Genomic DNA, 17919 nt, shown 5'->3' with positions numbered 1-17919 from the left:
CTGTCCGTAATCGGGCGGCTCTTTTTTTGTTGCGCAATAAAAAATACCGAGTCAAAGGGGAAACGTTAAATGGCGCAAAATTTTAGCAAAATCGAGGTAGGTCCGGCAATCGTCGAGTACGGAGAGGGCGCGGATAAGGTCACGTTTGAGACGACCATCGGCGGCGTCGTACTGACTACCGAAACAACTTATCGCGATCAGAAAACGGATCAGACTGGCGAAACAATCGTAGGCAAGCGCATCACAGGCCGTAACGTCAGCGTAACAATTCCATTCGGTGAGTACGAACTGAGTGTAATTCCGAAGATCATGACAGGCGCGGAGGTCGTAACGGGTACCGGCGGAACTAAGGTTAACGTCAAGACTGGCGTAGGCCAGAATCTGATTGATACCGCGAAGATTGCGGTCATTAAACCGATCGCGCACAAGACTGACGCGGACTTCTGGATTACGCTGCCACTTGCGTATTCGGAAACGGATCTTTCCTATTCGTTCAATAACGAGAACGAACGCGTAACCAACGTAACACTGCGGTCGACTCCGGATGCGGACGGTATTGTTCTAATTCTCGGCGACGACACAATCACCGCAACTCCGTAAGTATCACGTTGAAGGGGGCGCTTAACTGCGCCTCTATTTTATTTATAGGGAGCGAAAATAATGCAGCTATTTAAGCGTTCAGATAAAGCGGTTGAGCCCACACAAATTGATCCGAACACGGTCACACTCGGAGGTCAGGCGGTTAAGGTGCGCAAGGTAACGATCGGGCAATGGCGTGAACTAAACACCGTCGTTGGTACGCTACCGCAGATGCTTCTTAGCGTAGTGACAGCCCCGGCAGAAAGCCGTATCTCGTACCTGCTAGCGGTTATTGAGAGCGCGATTGACGACGTAATTAACGTTGTTGCGTTGCTGACCGGTCTTGAACCAGCGTGGATCGACGAGAACGTATCTCCGGACGAATTGATGGCGTACTTTGTCGCCGTTGCGCGCGTGAACGATTTCGGCGGATTCCTAAAAAACGTGCAAGGCGCTCTAAACCTGACGAAATCGCTGGACAAAGCAGCGGACGTAGTGATGAGCGCGGAATAACGTTAGAGGCGTTTTTTATTGACGCAGCCGTGCGCCTCGGCAAAACGCAAGTTGAGTTTGAGAACGGATATTACGTTATGGACTTGCTTGACGTACTCGAAGCGGAGACACGGCGCAGAGCTGGCGAAACGCTGGACGCGCTTAACGTTAACGTGATGTCGCATACGACCAACGTTGACGACTTCCGGAAGTTTGCGGACGGTTTACGGACAGCAGCGGGCTATACGCAAAGCAGCGCGCCGCCTAAATACGATGCGGCCGGTATCAAATTACTCCGCGATCAAATGCGGGCGGGAGTGAGGTGATTACGCATGACATTTAGCGCAGACACGTCCGGACTCTTCCAGTTCCTGGCGGCGCAAGAGGCGCGAGTATTAGCGGCAGCGTTAACGGGCGTACACGATGCAACCGACCACCTACTCGCAGCCTCGCGGAATGAAGCACCACTCAAGACCGGAACGCTGCGGATGACCGCCGGAAAGAAAGTCACGAATGAGAACGGTCAAATATACGGTGAGGTATTTTACTCCGCAACCGAAACGTCAGCCAGCGGCGTCCGCTTTAACTACGCGCTGCGGGTTCACGAAATGGGCGAGTATAAAAACCCGACAACGCCCGGCACGCGTCCGAAGTTCCTTTCGCGGCCGCTGCGTACGAATGAGCGGCTATACCAACGTTTTATAAATGATGCGATAAGGAGGGCGCTAGGATGACAACGGACGGTACAAACGTCGGCGAGATACGCGCACGGATAACGCTGGAAATGACGGAGTTCAGACGCCAGCTTGACGAGGCCCGGCGCAGAATACGCGAATTAGAGCAGGACACTCGGCGCGGCGCTGACGGATTCCGTGATATGAGCGGCGCAATCGCGGGACTTGCTGCGGGCGCGGGCTTATCGAAGTTAGTTAACGAGATGCAGCGCGCAGTTAACGAGGCGACGAAATTACATGCGGCATTTGCGGGACTCGCGGCGGTAGCGAGGGGTTTCGGAGTACAGACACGTGATGCAAACGCGGCCGTACAGGAACTTGCAAGCCGCGGATTCCTATCGCTGACAGAGGCGGCGCAAGCGTATAAGACTGCGCTATCGACCGGCTTAAGTCTCGAAGAGTCAACGAAGCTGATTACTTCACTCGCGGATTCAGCGGCATACGGGCGGCAGTCGTTCTATACGATGGGCGGCGCGATTCAGGCGTCACTCGACGGTATCAAGAACGGTAACTCCGTGCTCGCAGATGCGGTCGGCGTAACGAAGAATCTCAGCGTTATGCAAAAGGAATACGCAGCGTCAATTGGAACAACGGTCGGCAAACTTACGGACGCGCAGAAGATACAGGCGGCGTACAACGGATTTATCTCCGAGGGCGCTTTCTACGTCGGTAACGCAGACCAGGTGATGCAAGGGATTATCGGAAGCCAGGCGCGATTTACGCAGGCGACGAATAGCGCTACTGTTGCGCTCGGCGATGCATTTACACCGGTCGTTCAAAAGGCGCTCGATACTCTGACTCCACTGATTATTGAGTTTGCGGAGTTCACAGCGGAGAACCAGGCGCTTGTATCTGGACTCGCAACGGGAACCGCCGGCTTACTTACCGCAGTTGTTGCGCTTACCGGATTTGCCACCGCGTTAAAGTTAATACCGGCGCTATTCACCGCGATTAAAGTAGCGGCAGCTGGGCTCGGAATTGCGACAGGACCGCTAGGCTTGGCGCTGTTGGCCGTCGGAGCTTTAACGACTGCATTCGGTGCGTTGACTGCGGCTAAAGCGAAAGATAAAGCGGCCACACAAGAGATGCTGAGCGCGCAGAAAGAGCTTAACGAATTGCTCGCGAAAGCGCCAATCGACCGCACGACAGCGGATGACGATACATTGCGCTCAAAGGCGGAGGAGCTTAACGGTGTCCTCGAAGAACGTGCGAAACTGCAGCAGCGAATCAACGAGTTTCAGGCGGTGTGGGATCGCGGCGAAGGTACTCCGGCCATGCTTTCGGAGTCGATGGATATTAACGACGAGCTCGAAAAGCTAGACGTTAAACTCCGCAGCTTAGGATTCGACGGCGTGACGGCGGCAACGGACGCGCTCGGCGAAATGAACCAGGCGCTCAAGTATTCGGTCGACCGTGTTACTGAGCAGGACGAAGCGGAGTATGAAGCGCTGGCAACGAAGAAGGCTACGCTTAAGGAAATGAGCGCATTCGCCACGCAGTTCAAAGAGCTTAACGGACTGCAGACGCTCGACGCCTCGCAGAAAAGCCGCATGGTCGACATTACGGAAAAATTGATCGAGCAGTATCCGGAACTCAACGCGCAGCAAGGCGAAGATGGGCGTATCCGCGCTACGAATATCGATACGATTATTGCGCAGATTGCTACGGACAAGAAGTTCACGGATATGGCCGCGGATAATGCAGCCGCACGTATACGGAATTTTGCGAAGGAAAATGAAGCGCAGGCCAAGTCGGTCCAGGCGCAGATTGATAACTATACGCGACTTATCCAGGCGATGGCGCAAGTATCCGGAGCGCGTGCGGAAACGTTCGCGGATTCAGTTGCGCAAGGCGCTGCGCGTATGAGTGGGGCGACTCCGGGCGTAGCAGATATCGTGCTTAACGGAGCTTTGACGAATAAGGTAACGCAAGAGGCGGAGCAGAAGAGGGCGGAAGCGCTTAAGCAGCAGCAGAAATACGCGGAAGCAGCGCGCAATATGGAAAAACTCGCGGGTCAAGTTGAAACGGGTACGCAGACGTTTACGAAGGATATCGTAGCGCCAGACGCTAAGAAAACGAAATCCTCCGGTAAGACGCCCGCTGAACTCGCCGCCGAAGCGCGTAAAGCTGCGTATGAAGCCGATCTCAAGACCGTTCAGTTTCAAGCGGATTTTATGGATCTTACGGCGGACCAGCAAATCGCGAAATACGAAGCGCTCAAAAAGAAGCACGCCGCGTTCCTAAAGGAATCCGTAGACGATGCGCGCACGCTGCAGTTACAGCTCAAGCAGCTATCGGAGGACAGCGTACAGTCGCGCTATGACTTTAGCGCTACGTGGATTGACGCGGAAGAGAAGCGCATGGAAGACAGCGGTAAAACGGAGCTATCCATCGCGCAGATGAAGCTCGCAAGCTGGACGCGGCTACGTGATCGCTACGCTAAGGATTCGGAGCAGTATAAGGCTGCGGACGAACAGGTACGCCAGTCACGCAAGGATGTTGCGTCCGAAACCGAAGCGGAAGCACGCGCTCTATACGAAGCATCCGCGAAATGGATTGACGCGGAGGAACGCCGTATGTCAGACGCCGGAAAGTCGGAAACGGAAATCGCGCAGATGAAGCTTGACGCATGGACTCGCGTACGGGGCCGTTACGCTAAGGATTCGGAGTATTACGCGAAAGCGGACGAACAGACGTATCAAGCCCGCAAAGACCTGACGAAGCAGACGTTAGCGCTCGCGGAGGATCTGGTTAAGGCGCAGAAGGACGCGATTAAGGACGCACAGGACGCGGAGCTCGACGCAATTGAAGCGCGTAAGAAGGCGGCACTCGACGATTATGACGCGCGTATCGACGCTATCCAAAAGCTGCGCGACGCTAATAAAACGCTGAACGATGACGCCGATTACGAAACGCAGCTCGCGGAGAAACGGGCGCGGTTAACGGAACTGGCGAGCGCAGTCGGTCCGGACGGCATCGCGGAACGTGACGCGCTGCTCAAGGAAATCGACCGTATGCAGCTCGAACATGGGCGGGATCTCGCGGACCGAACGCTCGAAGCGCAGCAGGACGCGTTATCTAGCGAGAAGGACGCGAAGGAAGCCGCGTTCGACGCAGAGAAATCCGCAGCCGAAGCGCAATACAGTGCGCTATTGAAATCGTTCGAATCGTATAGCGGCGATATCAAAACGGTTGAGGACGGAATCGCAGCGTACCGGGTCAGCGTAAGCAGCAGCGCGAACAGTACGATACTCACGGAGCTTGACACGTTTATCGCGCAGTATAACGCGAAAATGGGCGCGATTACGGGAGCGAAAGCGACCACTAGTAATAACGTAGTGTCCGCGCCGGCAGTCGGAGCACTCGCGGGAATTACGTTAAGTCCGCAGCAGCAGGCGGCACTCTGGCACGCGATTCCGATTCCGCAGGCGGCCGCAAAGAGTCCGGCAGCAGTTACGCAGGTTACGCAGACGATCGATATGAGCGTTAATGACGTAGCGCTGACGGACCGCGCGGACATTGCGATGCTTTACGACGAGCGTGCACGCGCTGTATCACGTATTCAATCGGCGGGGGTGAAGACGGTTTAATGACGAAACCTGACGTAAATGTAAACGGAGTATGGATGTCAACGGTAGGGGCGGCGCTTTATGAGCGTCGTCTTCCCGTTTTACCGGACGTTGAAGACAACACGCTTAAGCTCGCGGAAAGGGACGGTGTACTCGATTTCGGCGCTACATACGGGCCGCGTACGCTGACGCTCACGTTCGAGATTACGTCGTCGGCTGCGGATTTTAACGCTACGGTAAGTGCGTTAGCCCGAACGTTCAACTCACGGCGCGGAGTCCTAGCGCTAGAGTTCGCGGACATGCCTGACAAGAAATGGCGCTGTGTATACGCGGGTACGCTGCAGCTTGGCGCGACTGGCTCGCGTTTGATTGACGTGCAATTGCGCATGAACGATCCGTGGCCGACGAGCGCGCAAGATACGGAGCTACACGAATACGGCGACGGCCTGGCGTTCGGTGACGGTTATTTTTATACGGATCACTCCTTCGCGATTACAGCGCCCGGCCAAACGTTCACCGTAAATAACGCGGGTTCGAACGATGTGGGACCGCTGATTCGCATAACAGGCGCGTTTACGAATTTATCGCTAACGGACGGTTACGGTACGCTGACGCTTACGGGATCGACTACGGGAACGGACGTTATCGAGATCGATTGCGCTACGGATAAGCAAACGGTGAAAAAGAACGGCGTCAATGCGTACGCGATGAGTAATCGTGTGTTTCCGCTGCTGTTACCGGGCGACACGGAGTTTACGGTAACTGGCGCGGCGGTTAATGTGCGGATTGAGTTCGTATTCCGCTATAAATATCTATACTAACGGAGGTAATTGCGGATGGGATTTGTAAGACGCGTAATATCGAGCACGCTAGACCTCGCTAACCTAGCGAAACATAACGCTAACTTTGCGGATATCGAAACGGATCTAACGGAGCATCGCGGACGGATTGGCGCAGTCGAAACGGAACAGGCAGCGCAAGGCGAGCGCATTGATAATATCGTAGCTAGTAGCGGTGAGAGTAACCTGGAAATCGTGGACGCGCGCGAGGATTACGGGACGCTGCGAGAGCGGTTGAATACGGAGTTTGGCGGAGTTAATGCGCAGTTGGCGGATATTGCGATTAACCCTGCTTCTTTTGGGGCTGTAGGTGATGGGGTTACAGACGAGACTGCCGCATTCACTGCTATGTCAGCATTCGTCAACTCTATGCCATATGACGATAAGAAAATGATTCGGATCGAATTTGCACAAGGAAAGCATTACAAGTATAGCGGAGGCTTATCCTTTACCCGACCAGTTGAATTATCTGGATTGGCTATTATGGATTATATCGGAACAGGAAAAGTCGTCGAATGTGGAAGGTCCGATAATACCTTAGCAACATATGAATTGTGCTATGCCGTAAAGGATTTGCTGTTTACTGGCGGAGAGTTTATGTCACACGGACTATTTTTCCATAATTTTGTCACCATGCCCGTAGTTAAGTGCAGATTTGTTGATTTTGGAAACGCCTCTGCTTATGGTGTATGGCTGGACGGTAACAACTGGGATACTGATATGTCAGGCGCGCAGTGGAAAACTTTTTCGACATTCAATCGAGCTTCTAATTTTGTTAAGGTTAACCCGCGTGGAATTAATGCGACTAGATTTAGGGGAGATGACATTTTAGCAACTCACCAATCCCCGTATGGCGGACTTGGATTTTGGTTTGATGGATATAACAATACTCTGGCAAATTCTAAAATAGAGGGTTTTACTCCTAATGTACGGATTGGACGTTTCGCTAACAACTCAGTTATTACAAATACTTATTTTGAAGTTGATAAGGGATCGACTGGATGTATTCAGTTCGGGGATGATGTGTCCAGCGACTACGTAGGCGATTTAACAATACGAGACGTTTACTGCAATGTGCACAATACCGACTTAGGAACAGCCAATTATTTTTTGCAACCAACGCGGACGGATGTAGGGCTGCAAAATTGTTTATTGGATAATGTGGTGGTATCGAACAGCAATAGAGAACTGGTCAAACTTAACAATGTAGGTTCCCAGACAGGGAATAAAGTTACCAACTGTAGCGGATATGCTGTTAATGTCAGTACGCTCTTTTCTGATACTTGGGGAGGGGATCAAGGTTCTTCTCCAGTATTCAAAAATTCCTCCAATCAGTCTTTATACCTTTGTATAGAGGCTGGATTAGATTCAGCGCAATATGCTGGTGTGAATATTTCAAACTTTAATGGAGACTCTCTCTATCAGTTTGATACGGCTGCTGCTATTAACCGAGCAAATCATTTTATCCAAGGTAAATTAGTTATGTCTCTAAGAAAGGATGAAGGAATTGAAAGTGCTGACGGTTTATTTCGGATTGCCAAACAGACCGCGGCAACAGACACAATGGCGGGTCATTTTTTTGAAGATACTGACGGTAAAATTAAATACCGAAATCTTGCTGGAACTGTTTATGATTTAACCACATAATCATTGACCATATGCCTGACGTTTGGTAGCATATAACTAAAATGGTTGGTGCTAAGATGAAATTTTTCGTTCTTTTTGTTGTGGTGATAGTGCTAGGATTGGTAGTTTTGATCCTCAACAATAGAATTAAAACAACCGATAATAAGGCTAAGGTGGGTATAACAGCTGGTGCTGTTGTAGCCTGTGTATTTTGGTGGGTTATGCTAAAATGATGGATGGTGGAATGTGAATTGGTTATTCCTTTAGTTGCAGCGGCGTTATTAATTCCAATGACATACTCAAATAAACAAAGTTTGCTTAACAGCAAATATCAAGCAAACATGCTTATTTGGGTCATGTTACTAGTGGTATCAATTAATATCATTTTCAGAGACTTTTCGTACATTGATACTGGCACATACACTTATGACTTTTCCAGTATGACAAGTTATACGCTGAAAGAAACATTTCTCTACAACTCTACAAATGAGCCTCTTTTTGTAATCGTTAGTTGGATAGTTGCACATTTTACGGAGAACCCAAGAATATATCTTGCGGTACTATGGGTTGTATTCATTGTCCCGTTCTACTTATCCCTCAACCGCATGTATAAACCTTGGCAAGTTGCTGTTATTATTTTTTCTTACTTAAATTTTGGATTCTTTTACTCGTATTCTTCAAATGTACTAAGACAGGGGATATCAATAGCGTTTATTATCCTCTCACTGTCTTACTATTTGATGGGTCAAAAAAACAAAAAACCATATGTCTTTTTAACTGTAGGATGTCTGTTCCATTGGACGGGGATAAGCGCAGCCGTTGCCGTTATATTGCTGATAAAAACGAATATAAAGTTGCGCTATTTGCTAGGCTTCTGGATGCTGTCAGCTCTACTTTATGTTACTAATCTTAACGCAAAATTAGTAGCACCATTTGCGGGTATTATTCCAAAATTTGATGTTTACAGTAGCACTAGTGCGCTGCAAGCTTATTCCAATCAGACGAATAGGCTGGATTTCTTGCTTTTTAGCGCTGTTTGGGTAGCAATAGGTATTGTACTATACTACTTCTTTTACAGAGAAGATGAATATTTGAGAATCATTAAAGCTTATATTGTTCTAAATTCTCTGTTTGTGCTTTGTGGGTTCTTAGCCTTTAGTGATCGTATAGCCGCATATTCATGGTTTTTAATACCACTGCTGATCTGGCACCCAATTGTTAAGGCGAAAAAGTATTCATGGATTATGGCTGCTGTTGTAATGATTTTGTTTTTAGTCGTTGGTTTTTACACTGACACCATAAAGTATTTAGACCCTTATAAATTATTTTCATAAGAGTAAAGCCTCTCATATGGTGGAGGCTTTTTGTTTGTAATTTCACAGTTGGACCATACTGCGCAATAGAAAGGTATGTCACCTTCTGCGCTGCCTAACGTATTAACTGTGTACATTAAAACAGCTAGGGGGCATATTTATGAACTTTACAGTAAGTTATTTGGAAGATCAATCTGAGGACCCGACTTTTCTGGTACTCGTTGAGAACGTGCCGCAAGGGTCAAGAACTGTGAGCGGGGTGGTTACGTACACACACGACCGAATGATGGGCAGGTTTGATTTTGGTGAATTAACGCCGATTATCGAACACTGGCGCCAAGTTGAGATAAACGTCTTAAAAAACGCAGTACGTAGTGCAATCTTCGGCCAATAGTTAAAGGATTATACAACTCGCAATCAAACGCAAGCCCTTCGCCATCACGCGCGGGGCTCTTTTTCATGCGCACTTTTACGTAATTACACGAAAGGAGGACGCCATCATCTCGAATTTACTCGCACTCGACCGCAACCTCACGCCAATCGGCTCGCTTGTATCCGCAGACGATATCGTACGCACTCGCCGCATTAACGCGGACTACACGCTGACCTTCACCGTCCCGTTAAACAGCGCTGATTACCGCGATTTACTTCCGCTAAAAGGCCACGTACAAGACGAGCGCGGCCAGTATTACGTAATCAATAAGCGCCAGCGCCAGCGCGACGGCCGCAAGCTAACCGCGCAGATATCGTGCAGCCACGTAATGTACAAACTCGCGGATTACAAGTTCCCGTACGCGTCATATGTTGCGGAGGGCTTCGGCTATCAAATCTCGCAACTCACAACGTTAATCGCAGCGGCAACAGGCGGACGCTTTACGATCGCGGTAGACGACACGTTCGACCTCGCGGACGTCAAAGAGTTCGGCGGCGGCAACTGTCTCGAAGCGCTCAACTACGTAATCGACACGTACGGCGCGGAAGTTGAACCGGATAACTTTACGCTGCACCTGCGCAAGAAGATCGGCGATGCTAATTCCGCGTTACAATACCGCGTCGGCAAGAACATCGTTAGCGCTTCGTTTACGGACGACGGCGGCTCGCTGTGTACGCGCCTATTTGCGGAAATGAAAGACTCGCGCACATGGATCGGGCAACCTGCGTCGACATTAACTACGGATGAACAGGCGCGGCTACTCGCGGCGGACCCTAACGCAATAGTCGACGGAAAGTTGACCGTAAATTACCTCGTCAGTCAATACGCAGGGACGTGGGCCAGCGCCAGCGTTCCGTATTACGACGACTTACTCACGGAGCAAGACGTTACCGATCCGCTAAAACTGCTAGCTGCCGCACGCTTACGTTTGGCTGAGCGCGAAGTCCCTGCGCTGGAAGTGTCCGTATCGGCTGCGGACTTATACAAGCTTGATAGTACGGAGCCGCGTCCGGGCCTCGGCGATACCGTGACTTGCGTTGATCCGGATATGGAACTCACGCATATAACCGCACGCGTCACGGAGTTAACGGAGTATCCATATGCTCGCGATAAGCACGCACAGGTAACGGTCGCAAACGTACTGCGGCGGGATTATGCGCAGATTATCGCGGACCTGGAATCGACGCGGCGGGCGGTAGATAACGTGTTCAGCGGCGGGCGTATACGGGCGGAAGCGTTCGAAGCATACGCGGCGGCTGCGGTAAAGGATATCGCGAATAGCAAAACGGAACTAATTTATCCGGCCGAGGGCGGTATACTGGCGCAGGACAAAACGAATCCGCTGCATCAAGTCCGCCTAACTGCCGCAGGACTCGGCGTATCTACTGACGGATGGAATACGGTTCGCTCAGCGATCACAGCAACCGGAGTTGTAGCGGAAACAGTCGTAGGCCAATTCGGTAATTTCGTATCGACGCTAATCGGCAGCGGAAACAACGTCGTGCAGATTAATACGACCGGAATCGCAGCCGGCCACGCTACGTTTAGCAGCGCACCTTTCCGCGTATACATGAACGGTGACGTTGTAGCGCGCTCGATTACGCTGACTGGTACGATTGAGGACTCCGATATCACCTACGGCACGATTACGGGATCTACGATTCAGACCGATTCAACTACGCGTAAGATCGTACTCGACGGTAGCGGATTCCGTTCGTTTGATAGTACGGGAACGCGGCGTATATCGATCGAGACGGAGGACGATTTCGGCGTACAAGAGATGCGCTACTACGGACCGGACGGCTCATACGGCGGCGGCATCTCCGGTCAAAACGGAGGAATGTTCAGTATCGCGGCGGATAGCCTGCTATCGCTCGGTGGAACTACGGTCGTACTCGGCGGCGATATTGATCATCCTACGAATACTATCGCGGTGCGGGACGGAGTGAGTACGTTCGATTTCAGCAACGTTAACGTCATCAATTTGCCCGCGCTCGATGCGGTCGTATCCGATATTGCGGCGATATGGACTGCGTTAGCCGGTAAAGCTAGCGTTAACCACTCGCACAGTGTTACGATTCCTCCGGGATCTGCAGGCGGTACGTTTACGGTTTCATAATTATAACGAAGAGTCTTGCGCCATTACGCGCAGGGCTCTTTTTACGTAAAGGAGACGTTATCATATGAAAGCACGCGCACTACTCGAATTAACGGTCGATCTCACGAACCCGGCCGCTGAGCTTACGGACGCAATCAGCGCAGTCCTCGGGTCAATCGCGCCAGGCCAACGCGAAGCAGTCCTCCGCAGCCTTGACGAAGCGGTCGGCGTAGCATTAGCGGAGTTTGAACCGCAGAAAACGGAGGCGAGCAATTAATGGACGTATTATGGGCGGAAGTCACAAAGAACGGAATATTTGCGCTGGCCGCTGCGGTCGTGGCCTACGCGTTCTGGAAGCAGCTTATCCGGATTTCAGACGAAGCAAAAGCGCGCGAGGAACGGATCAGCGCGGAGGCACGTACGGAACGCGAACGGATGCATAGCGAAGCAATCGCGCGTGAGGACCGCTTAATGAAGCTGGCGGAGGGACTGACGGATCGATTCGAAGCGCTGGCGGGACAGTACGAAAGCCTGGCGCTCGATGTCCGCGATATTAAAACGGTAGTACACGGAAAGGATGCGGCATAAGAAATGACGTTAACAATCGAACAGGTACGCGCTAAGTCCGCTGCGAAACTCGCCGGGCTTATTCCGTGCGTAAAGGCGGCGGCCGAAGCGCTAATCGACCGGTCGTACGCCGCCGGCATTCCGATCGTAATTACGCAAGGATTACGAACGATTGCGGAGCAGAACGCACTCTACGCGCAAGGCCGGACAGCGCCGGGCAACGTAGTAACGCACGCACGCGGCGGCTACTCGAATCATAACTTCGGCGTAGCGATTGACTTCGCGCTGCTGACGAATGACGGGCGCTCGGTATCGTGGGATACGAAGATTGACGCAGACCGTGACGGTATGGCGGATTGGAACGAAGTGATTGCGATTGCGAAGGCGCTCGGCTTTACGTGGGGCGGCGACTTCAAATCGATATACGACGCGCCGCATTTCGAAATGACATTCGGACTATCGACCGCAGAATATCGCGCGGGGAAATGTCCGACACAGGCGCAGACAGACGCTATTTTAGCGCTGATTAAACCGAAACAGGAGGCGGTCGAAGTGATCGTAAATAAAGCGAACGTAATCATTGACGGATGTAAAGCGAAGGACGGCGTGCTCATCGACGGAGCAGTATACGTTCCATTGCGCGAGGTTGCCGATAAGCTTGGCGCGACCATTACGTGGGATAACGCGAGTAAAACCGCAAGCATCAAAACTAAGGAGGCGAAATAATACGATGAAAAAGCGCTTATTGAATCCGGTATTTATCGCAGCGGTCGCAGGGCTCGCGTATCAATTACTCGTTAAGTACGGAGTCGCTCCGGAAGCCGGCGTATACCAGGCTGCCGTTGATATCGTGAGCTATGCGATTATCGGCGTCGGTATTTACAAAACGTTTCCAGCGGATAGTTCGAAGGAATAATAAAAGCGCGGTCCTTGCGGAGGGATATCCGTAGGGGCTGCGCTTTATTTTTCGTTAGTAGAAGCTTTATATTTACAAAACATACTAACTGGCCGATAATTATTGTAACAATTTCCAACACTTGGGGGAGGTCAGTCCATGTCTAAAGTTTATCGAACGTTAACAGAATCAGTCGACAAGCGCGACATAATTGATTGGGCAGAAGGTAACAGTGCACTTCTAGCAGTAACTAAGGATCGGGTATACATTGTGAAGTCGATGTCACTCTCTCGACCAGACATTAAATCATACGATGTTAAGAGCATTACTTCAATACATATGCAAAAACCTGGTATGCTTACTGCGGGACATATGCAGATCATTGCGAGCGGAGTAGGGGACAAGACAAAGTCACTTAGCTCGGCGTTTGACTACGCCAAGGATGAAAACACTGTAATGATTCGAGACAATTATGACCACTTTCTGAGGCTAGAAAAACTCATCTATAAGCAAAAGGCTGAGATATCTTCCGCTAACTCTCAAGGCGTTCCTGACAACGAGGATGTCTTCGTAAAATTGGAGAAGCTCAAGGCATTATTAGACGCCAACATCGTGTCTAAGGAAGAGTACGAAGAAAAGCGCCTCGAACTTCTGGCCAGGATATAAAATCGCAGTCTTTGCGGAGTAACATCCGTGAGGGCTGCGATTTTTTTCGTTACGAGAACCGTTGCTTACCGCGCTTTTTTCTGTTTCCGCTATCTATCAAGTTCATTACTGGCGATGCCTTATCGTGCTGTTCCCGCAGGTCCGTTCCTGTGTATCGAATGTATACCTGCGTCATATTTAGTGATACATGACCTAAAATGCGCGCTAATGCCATAGGATCACCTGAACCGCGCAGAAATTTGACTGCGAAGTAGTGGCGGAATGTATGTGGAGATACACGCGGACCTACTACTCCAACGCGCTTAGCATATAGTTTAAGCATCTTCCCAAAAGTATCGCCCAGGTAACGTTCTCCGAACTGCGTCAACCATAAATAATCTGATCCCTCAATGTCCATATATGCTATTAACTTTTCTAACTCTTTTATGGTCCGTTGTGAAATAGGCACGACACGCGTTGTATTTGTCTTAGCGATCTCCGCTCGAATTACAATTTGGCGAAGCTTAAAATCCACGTCCGAGACACGTAATCCAGTAAGCTCCTTTATGCGCAATCCACAGTCGATAAGAACAAGCATCATACAGTAGTCGCGCCGGCCAGTGTAGACCCGACGATTAGGAGCGCTGAGAAGTCGCAAGACGTCCTCATCCGTGAAAACTTCAAACGTATCTTTTTCCTCCCGTTGGTAATTTACTTCGTCCATTGGGGAGTGCGTTATTATACGCTCTTTAATGAGGTAATTAAAAAAGATACGCATATTTCGAATAACATTATTGACTGTTCGCGGTGATAATCCTACGCTGCCGATCGGGCTCGTCGGGTGGTCGTCCCACTTCGATTTGCTGAACGTAAGATACTCAATATATTCCCGTAGAATCTCCGCCGTAAAGTCCTTATAGTCCGTAGCCTCATACCATTTACGGAATTGCTCAAGAACTTGCGTATAGGCGCTGATTGTTTTAGGCGATCGGTTCTCCAACCGTTTAGAGTCAATAAACTGCGGAATGTGTTTCGCGAGCGCTATTTTAACGCTCTTTCCTCCTTTCGATACAAACGTAAATTTCGGATCTTTTCGTACCATTTGTCTGCGTCTCCTTTAGCGTTAAAGTTTCGCTAAACGTTCCGATAAAGGTGCGCATTATTTATCGCTATTTCGGAGTGTTCACGTCCAACTATCCGCATCGTTGTGCGATGTGCAAGCGAGTCTGACCGGAGTGAACTCGGAATTTATTGCCATGGTAGCCGACAAGCTGCGCATTGAGCATAAGGTATCTTGAAAGGGTAAGGATCAGGATATGTGAAGGGTTTCACTTTATAAGCAACAAACGATAAAAACCGCTAATTACAGTTTCCTTCGGGAAGCCTGTGATTGGCGGTTTTTATTGTAGTTGCAGAGTTATTCAGTCCAAATCAAAGCCATTGAAGCGGCGAGGTATTTGCATGAAGTCATTCAGCTCAACATCGTTCCATGGGTAATATAGTTGACATATATCCATTAAATAATTATAGTGGACATATATCAACTATATTGATGGTTTGACCGGTTTCCTTATTTCCAAATTACAAAAAAAAGTATCACTTAAGGAGAATGAAGATGAGTAAAGAAACAACTGCTGTCATCACAGGAGCAACCAGCGGTTTGGGGCAGCTTGTGGCTATAGAATTGGCAAAGCGCGGGTTTAACCTTGTTCTGACCGCCAGAAGCAAAGAACGTGCGGAGGCAACTAGAACAATAATTGAAGCCAATGCTCCTTCTGTAAAGATCGGCTTTTTCTACGGAGATTTAGCACTAATGGAGGATGTTAACCGTGTGGGTAAAGAAATTGTTGCGGCCTACCCAGTAATTGATGTGCTTTTAAATAATGCCGGCATACATGCCTTTGAGCCCCGTGTCACTTCCGAGGGCTTCCCTGAAATGATTGCTGTCAATTATTTAGCGCCCTGGTTATTGTCGAAGACACTGCTGCCCTCCTTACAGAATGCAACCAGCGCAAGAGTAGTAAATGTGGCTTCTGAAGCTTCCCGTAGACATGGTGTACTGAAATTGCCCGACGATTTAACCGATACCACTCCGTTCACTGCTCGCGGCTCCTCTCCCATCTATGGGAAAACCAAATTATTGGACATCATGTTCACTGCGGAATTGGCCCGGCAATGGGCAGGAACGAACATCAGCGTAAATGCACTCAACCCGGGCTTTAATGTAACTGGGCTTGGACGCGAGCTCAGATTTGCCTCTGTCATCGAACGTATTTTGAAACTTCTGCGTCTAGGTGATCCTCGTAGAGGAACGGATATCATAATTAAATTAATCGTGGAACCGGAATATGAAAAAGTTTCTGGCGGGTACTTTAACGTTGGAACCGGAAAATCAATCGAACCAGTATCTCCGGGCGGCGACCTTGCGATGCAGAAAAAATTGTGGGAGGTCACACAGGATTTATTAGCGGAAAAAGGCTATTTTGAATCTCAATGTCTGAAGGGGAATAAATAAAATTATGAATAATGACTTGGACATTACTAATATTAAAAAAGGACCACTTCTTTTTATAATGATTTTGGGTGCATTCATTACGGTTTTGAATCAGACCATTATGAGTGTGGCAATCCCGGAACTGATCCTATCTTTTCATATAGCAGCTACAACAGCTCAATGGCTTACCACAGGCTATATGCTGGTCAACGGGGTATTTATCCCGGTGACCGCTTATCTTATGCAACGTTTTACGACCCGTGAGTTATTTATTTCCGCGATGATTGCCTTTTTGGTGGGATCCGTAATCTCCAGTGTTGCCCCTGGATTTGAAGTGCTCCTTATCGGACGTCTCGTGCAGGCAGCAGGAGCGGGTATTATTATGCCCTTGCTGATGAATGTTGTGCTGGCTTTATTTCCTGAGGAGAAGCGGGGAGGGGCGATGGGGCTAATAGGCGTAGCTATCATTTTCGCTCCAGCCATTGGTCCCACTTATGCAGGATATATGCTGGATCATTATGTATGGCGCTCATTATTCTACGTAATTATTCCGTTTACAATACTGGTTATTCTTCTTGCAATTATGTACTTGAAAAATGTAACGGAGCGCACCTTTCCAAGGCTGGATGTTGCGGGAATGATTTTGTCTACAATAGGGTTCGGCACCTTGTTATACGGCTTCAGCAGAGCGGGTGCCATCGGCTGGTCCAGTACAGAAGTCATTATAAGCTTTATTACAGGTATACTTTCGCTAATTTTATTCACCATAAGCCAGTTAAGAAGCAGCAGTCCGTTGCTGGAGCTTAAGGCTTTTAAATACAACATGTTCACGTTAACTACGATTATAAATGTTGCGGTCACTGTAGTCATGTATGCTGATATGATGCTGCTGCCCATCTACTTGCAGAACATGAGACACTATACGGCTCTTGAGGCCGGAGAATTGATGTTACCTGGTGCCTTGCTTATGGGACTTCTAATGCCGGTAGCAGGAAGACTATTCGACCGCTTCGGAGCCAAATGGCTGTCTGTTGTCGGCATTGCGATTACAATTGTGACCACAATCGGGTTTATTTCCTTAACTTCCTCTACAAGTTATACGTATCTCCTGCTGATGTCTACCGGCAGACGGGTGGGAATGGCGCTGTTTCTGATGCCAATTACTACTGCCGGGCTTAACCAGCTGCCTGTATCACTCCACGCTCACGGTACTGCAATCTCGAATACGGTGAAGCAAGTTTCAGGGGCCATCGGCACTGCGCTTCTGGTCACAATTCTTACGAACCGTGCACAAGCCCACGCTATAAAGTTATCTGCAGAAGGAGTAATTACGGACTCCACAAAAATTGTGCAGGAGGCTTCCATTGCCGGAATGAATGATGCTTACTTTGCTGTTATTATTTTTGGGATCATCGGTCTAGTTCTTTCCTTATTCATAGAAAAGACCAAACAGACCGAAGTGGCAAAGTGAACTGACTATGCAGCTGATTTAAAAGAGTTCGGTAATTACGGTTAAACAGAAATTCTTAAATTTGCAAAAAAGGTCCCGACTCCCTAGAGCCGGGACCTTTTTTGGATAAAGATATTTTAAGGTATTAATTGTTATATTGAAACACAAAGTGTTATCTTGTGTTA

At 49.3% G+C, this 17919-nt stretch carries 18 protein-coding genes; 17 read left to right on the top strand and 1 reads right to left on the bottom strand.

The genetic code is table 11. From position 1 onward, the window contains the following. The first annotated feature begins 69 nt into the window (after positions 1-69). The 15 genes from L6H70_RS08770 to L6H70_RS08700 all read left to right on the top strand — a co-directional run bounded on the left by L6H70_RS08770 (position 70) and on the right by L6H70_RS08700 (position 13811). Positions 70-600, top strand: coding sequence for a hypothetical protein (locus L6H70_RS08770; RefSeq protein ID WP_236331937.1), 531 nt, complete (start codon positions 70-72; stop codon positions 598-600). A gap of 60 nt (positions 601-660) precedes the next feature. Continuing rightward, a complete protein-coding gene (locus L6H70_RS08765; RefSeq protein ID WP_236331935.1) occupies positions 661-1092 on the top strand; it encodes a hypothetical protein in 432 nt (143 codons plus the stop codon). Between the two features lie 77 nt (positions 1093-1169). After that, the gene (locus L6H70_RS08760) at positions 1170-1397 is read left to right on the top strand and encodes a hypothetical protein (protein ID WP_236331933.1); all 228 of its coding nucleotides are present in this window, start codon (positions 1170-1172) and stop codon (positions 1395-1397) included. A gap of 162 nt (positions 1398-1559) precedes the next feature. Continuing rightward, a complete protein-coding gene (locus L6H70_RS08755; RefSeq protein WP_236331930.1) occupies positions 1560-1805 on the top strand; it encodes a hypothetical protein in 246 nt (81 codons plus the stop codon). Then, positions 1802-5395 carry a hypothetical protein gene (locus tag L6H70_RS08750; RefSeq protein WP_236331928.1) on the top strand — a complete coding sequence of 1198 codons (3594 nt, stop codon included), beginning with the start codon at positions 1802-1804 and terminating at the stop codon, positions 5393-5395. The genes L6H70_RS08755 and L6H70_RS08750 overlap by 4 nt, the downstream gene beginning before the upstream one ends. Then, a complete protein-coding gene (locus tag L6H70_RS08745; protein ID WP_236331926.1) occupies positions 5395-6195 on the top strand; it encodes a phage tail domain-containing protein in 801 nt (266 codons plus the stop codon). The genes L6H70_RS08750 and L6H70_RS08745 overlap by 1 nt, the downstream gene beginning before the upstream one ends. A gap of 15 nt (positions 6196-6210) precedes the next feature. Then, the gene (locus L6H70_RS08740; protein ID WP_236331925.1) at positions 6211-7860 is read left to right on the top strand and encodes a hypothetical protein; all 1650 of its coding nucleotides are present in this window, start codon (positions 6211-6213) and stop codon (positions 7858-7860) included. Between the two features lie 230 nt (positions 7861-8090). Beyond that, positions 8091-9173, top strand: a complete 1083-nt coding sequence (locus L6H70_RS08735; RefSeq protein ID WP_236331923.1) for an EpsG family protein — start codon at positions 8091-8093, stop codon at positions 9171-9173. Between the two features lie 139 nt (positions 9174-9312). Next, positions 9313-9546 carry a hypothetical protein gene (locus L6H70_RS08730; RefSeq protein ID WP_236331921.1) on the top strand — a complete coding sequence of 78 codons (234 nt, stop codon included), beginning with the start codon at positions 9313-9315 and terminating at the stop codon, positions 9544-9546. Positions 9547-9628: 82 nt separating this feature from the next. After that, positions 9629-11704 (top strand): phage tail protein, encoded by a 2076-nt coding sequence (locus L6H70_RS08725; RefSeq protein ID WP_341482737.1) that lies wholly within the window; start codon positions 9629-9631, stop codon positions 11702-11704. A 64-nt stretch (positions 11705-11768) separates the two neighbouring features. After that, a complete protein-coding gene (locus L6H70_RS08720) occupies positions 11769-11960 on the top strand; it encodes a hypothetical protein (RefSeq protein ID WP_236331919.1) in 192 nt (63 codons plus the stop codon). Further along, the gene (locus L6H70_RS08715; protein ID WP_236331916.1) at positions 11960-12271 is read left to right on the top strand and encodes a hypothetical protein; all 312 of its coding nucleotides are present in this window, start codon (positions 11960-11962) and stop codon (positions 12269-12271) included. The genes L6H70_RS08720 and L6H70_RS08715 overlap by 1 nt, the downstream gene beginning before the upstream one ends. Positions 12272-12274: 3 nt before the next feature. Continuing rightward, entirely contained in the window at positions 12275-12976 is a 702-nt protein-coding gene (locus tag L6H70_RS08710) for a M15 family metallopeptidase (RefSeq protein ID WP_236331914.1), read from the top strand. Between the two features lie 4 nt (positions 12977-12980). Next, complete coding sequence (locus L6H70_RS08705) at positions 12981-13166, top strand: hypothetical protein (protein WP_236331912.1); 186 nt, start codon at positions 12981-12983, stop codon at positions 13164-13166. A 138-nt stretch (positions 13167-13304) separates the two neighbouring features. After that, positions 13305-13811 carry an SHOCT domain-containing protein gene (locus tag L6H70_RS08700; RefSeq protein WP_236331910.1) on the top strand — a complete coding sequence of 169 codons (507 nt, stop codon included), beginning with the start codon at positions 13305-13307 and terminating at the stop codon, positions 13809-13811. 49 nt (positions 13812-13860) lie between these two features. Here the strand turns inward: L6H70_RS08700 and L6H70_RS08695 are convergent, their stop codons facing one another. Beyond that, the gene (locus L6H70_RS08695) at positions 13861-14892 is read right to left on the bottom strand and encodes a tyrosine-type recombinase/integrase (RefSeq protein ID WP_236331908.1); all 1032 of its coding nucleotides are present in this window, start codon (positions 14890-14892) and stop codon (positions 13861-13863) included. A 513-nt stretch (positions 14893-15405) separates the two neighbouring features. Between L6H70_RS08695 and L6H70_RS08690 the strand changes: the two genes are divergently transcribed. Both L6H70_RS08690 and L6H70_RS08685 read left to right on the top strand, forming a co-directional pair. After that, positions 15406-16305 carry an SDR family NAD(P)-dependent oxidoreductase gene (locus tag L6H70_RS08690; protein WP_236331906.1) on the top strand — a complete coding sequence of 300 codons (900 nt, stop codon included), beginning with the start codon at positions 15406-15408 and terminating at the stop codon, positions 16303-16305. Between the two features lie 4 nt (positions 16306-16309). Next, positions 16310-17755 (top strand): DHA2 family efflux MFS transporter permease subunit, encoded by a 1446-nt coding sequence (locus L6H70_RS08685; RefSeq protein ID WP_423802781.1) that lies wholly within the window; start codon positions 16310-16312, stop codon positions 17753-17755. Positions 17756-17919: the final 164 nt, after the last annotated feature.

Source organism: Paenibacillus auburnensis (genome assembly GCF_927798115.1).
Taxonomy (GTDB): domain Bacteria; phylum Bacillota; class Bacilli; order Paenibacillales; family Paenibacillaceae; genus Paenibacillus_AQ; species Paenibacillus_AQ auburnensis.
Note: the sequence above shows the minus strand (reverse complement) of the source record. Positions and strands in the feature narration are given on the sequence as shown.

Bases quoted from the DNA above. Each gene is read 5' to 3' on its own strand.
- L6H70_RS08705 (WP_236331912.1), top strand. From the start codon at position 12,981: ATGAAAAAGCGCTTATTGAATCCGGTATTTATCGCAGCGGTCGCAGGG.
- L6H70_RS08695 (WP_236331908.1), bottom strand. From the start codon at position 14,892: ATGGTACGAAAAGATCCGAAATTTACGTTTGTATCGAAAGGAGGAAAG.
- L6H70_RS08770 (WP_236331937.1), top strand. From the start codon at position 70: ATGGCGCAAAATTTTAGCAAAATCGAGGTAGGTCCGGCAATCGTCGAG.
- L6H70_RS08730 (WP_236331921.1), top strand. From the start codon at position 9,313: ATGAACTTTACAGTAAGTTATTTGGAAGATCAATCTGAGGACCCGACT.
- L6H70_RS08755 (WP_236331930.1), top strand. From the start codon at position 1,560: ATGACCGCCGGAAAGAAAGTCACGAATGAGAACGGTCAAATATACGGT.
- L6H70_RS08700 (WP_236331910.1), top strand. From the start codon at position 13,305: ATGTCTAAAGTTTATCGAACGTTAACAGAATCAGTCGACAAGCGCGAC.
- L6H70_RS08715 (WP_236331916.1), top strand. From the start codon at position 11,960: ATGGACGTATTATGGGCGGAAGTCACAAAGAACGGAATATTTGCGCTG.
- L6H70_RS08750 (WP_236331928.1), top strand. From the start codon at position 1,802: ATGACAACGGACGGTACAAACGTCGGCGAGATACGCGCACGGATAACG.
- L6H70_RS08720 (WP_236331919.1), top strand. From the start codon at position 11,769: ATGAAAGCACGCGCACTACTCGAATTAACGGTCGATCTCACGAACCCG.
- L6H70_RS08710 (WP_236331914.1), top strand. From the start codon at position 12,275: ATGACGTTAACAATCGAACAGGTACGCGCTAAGTCCGCTGCGAAACTC.
- L6H70_RS08745 (WP_236331926.1), top strand. From the start codon at position 5,395: ATGACGAAACCTGACGTAAATGTAAACGGAGTATGGATGTCAACGGTA.
- L6H70_RS08740 (WP_236331925.1), top strand. From the start codon at position 6,211: ATGGGATTTGTAAGACGCGTAATATCGAGCACGCTAGACCTCGCTAAC.
- L6H70_RS08765 (WP_236331935.1), top strand. From the start codon at position 661: ATGCAGCTATTTAAGCGTTCAGATAAAGCGGTTGAGCCCACACAAATT.
- L6H70_RS08760 (WP_236331933.1), top strand. From the start codon at position 1,170: ATGGACTTGCTTGACGTACTCGAAGCGGAGACACGGCGCAGAGCTGGC.
- L6H70_RS08690 (WP_236331906.1), top strand. From the start codon at position 15,406: ATGAGTAAAGAAACAACTGCTGTCATCACAGGAGCAACCAGCGGTTTG.
- L6H70_RS08685 (WP_423802781.1), top strand. From the start codon at position 16,310: ATGAATAATGACTTGGACATTACTAATATTAAAAAAGGACCACTTCTT.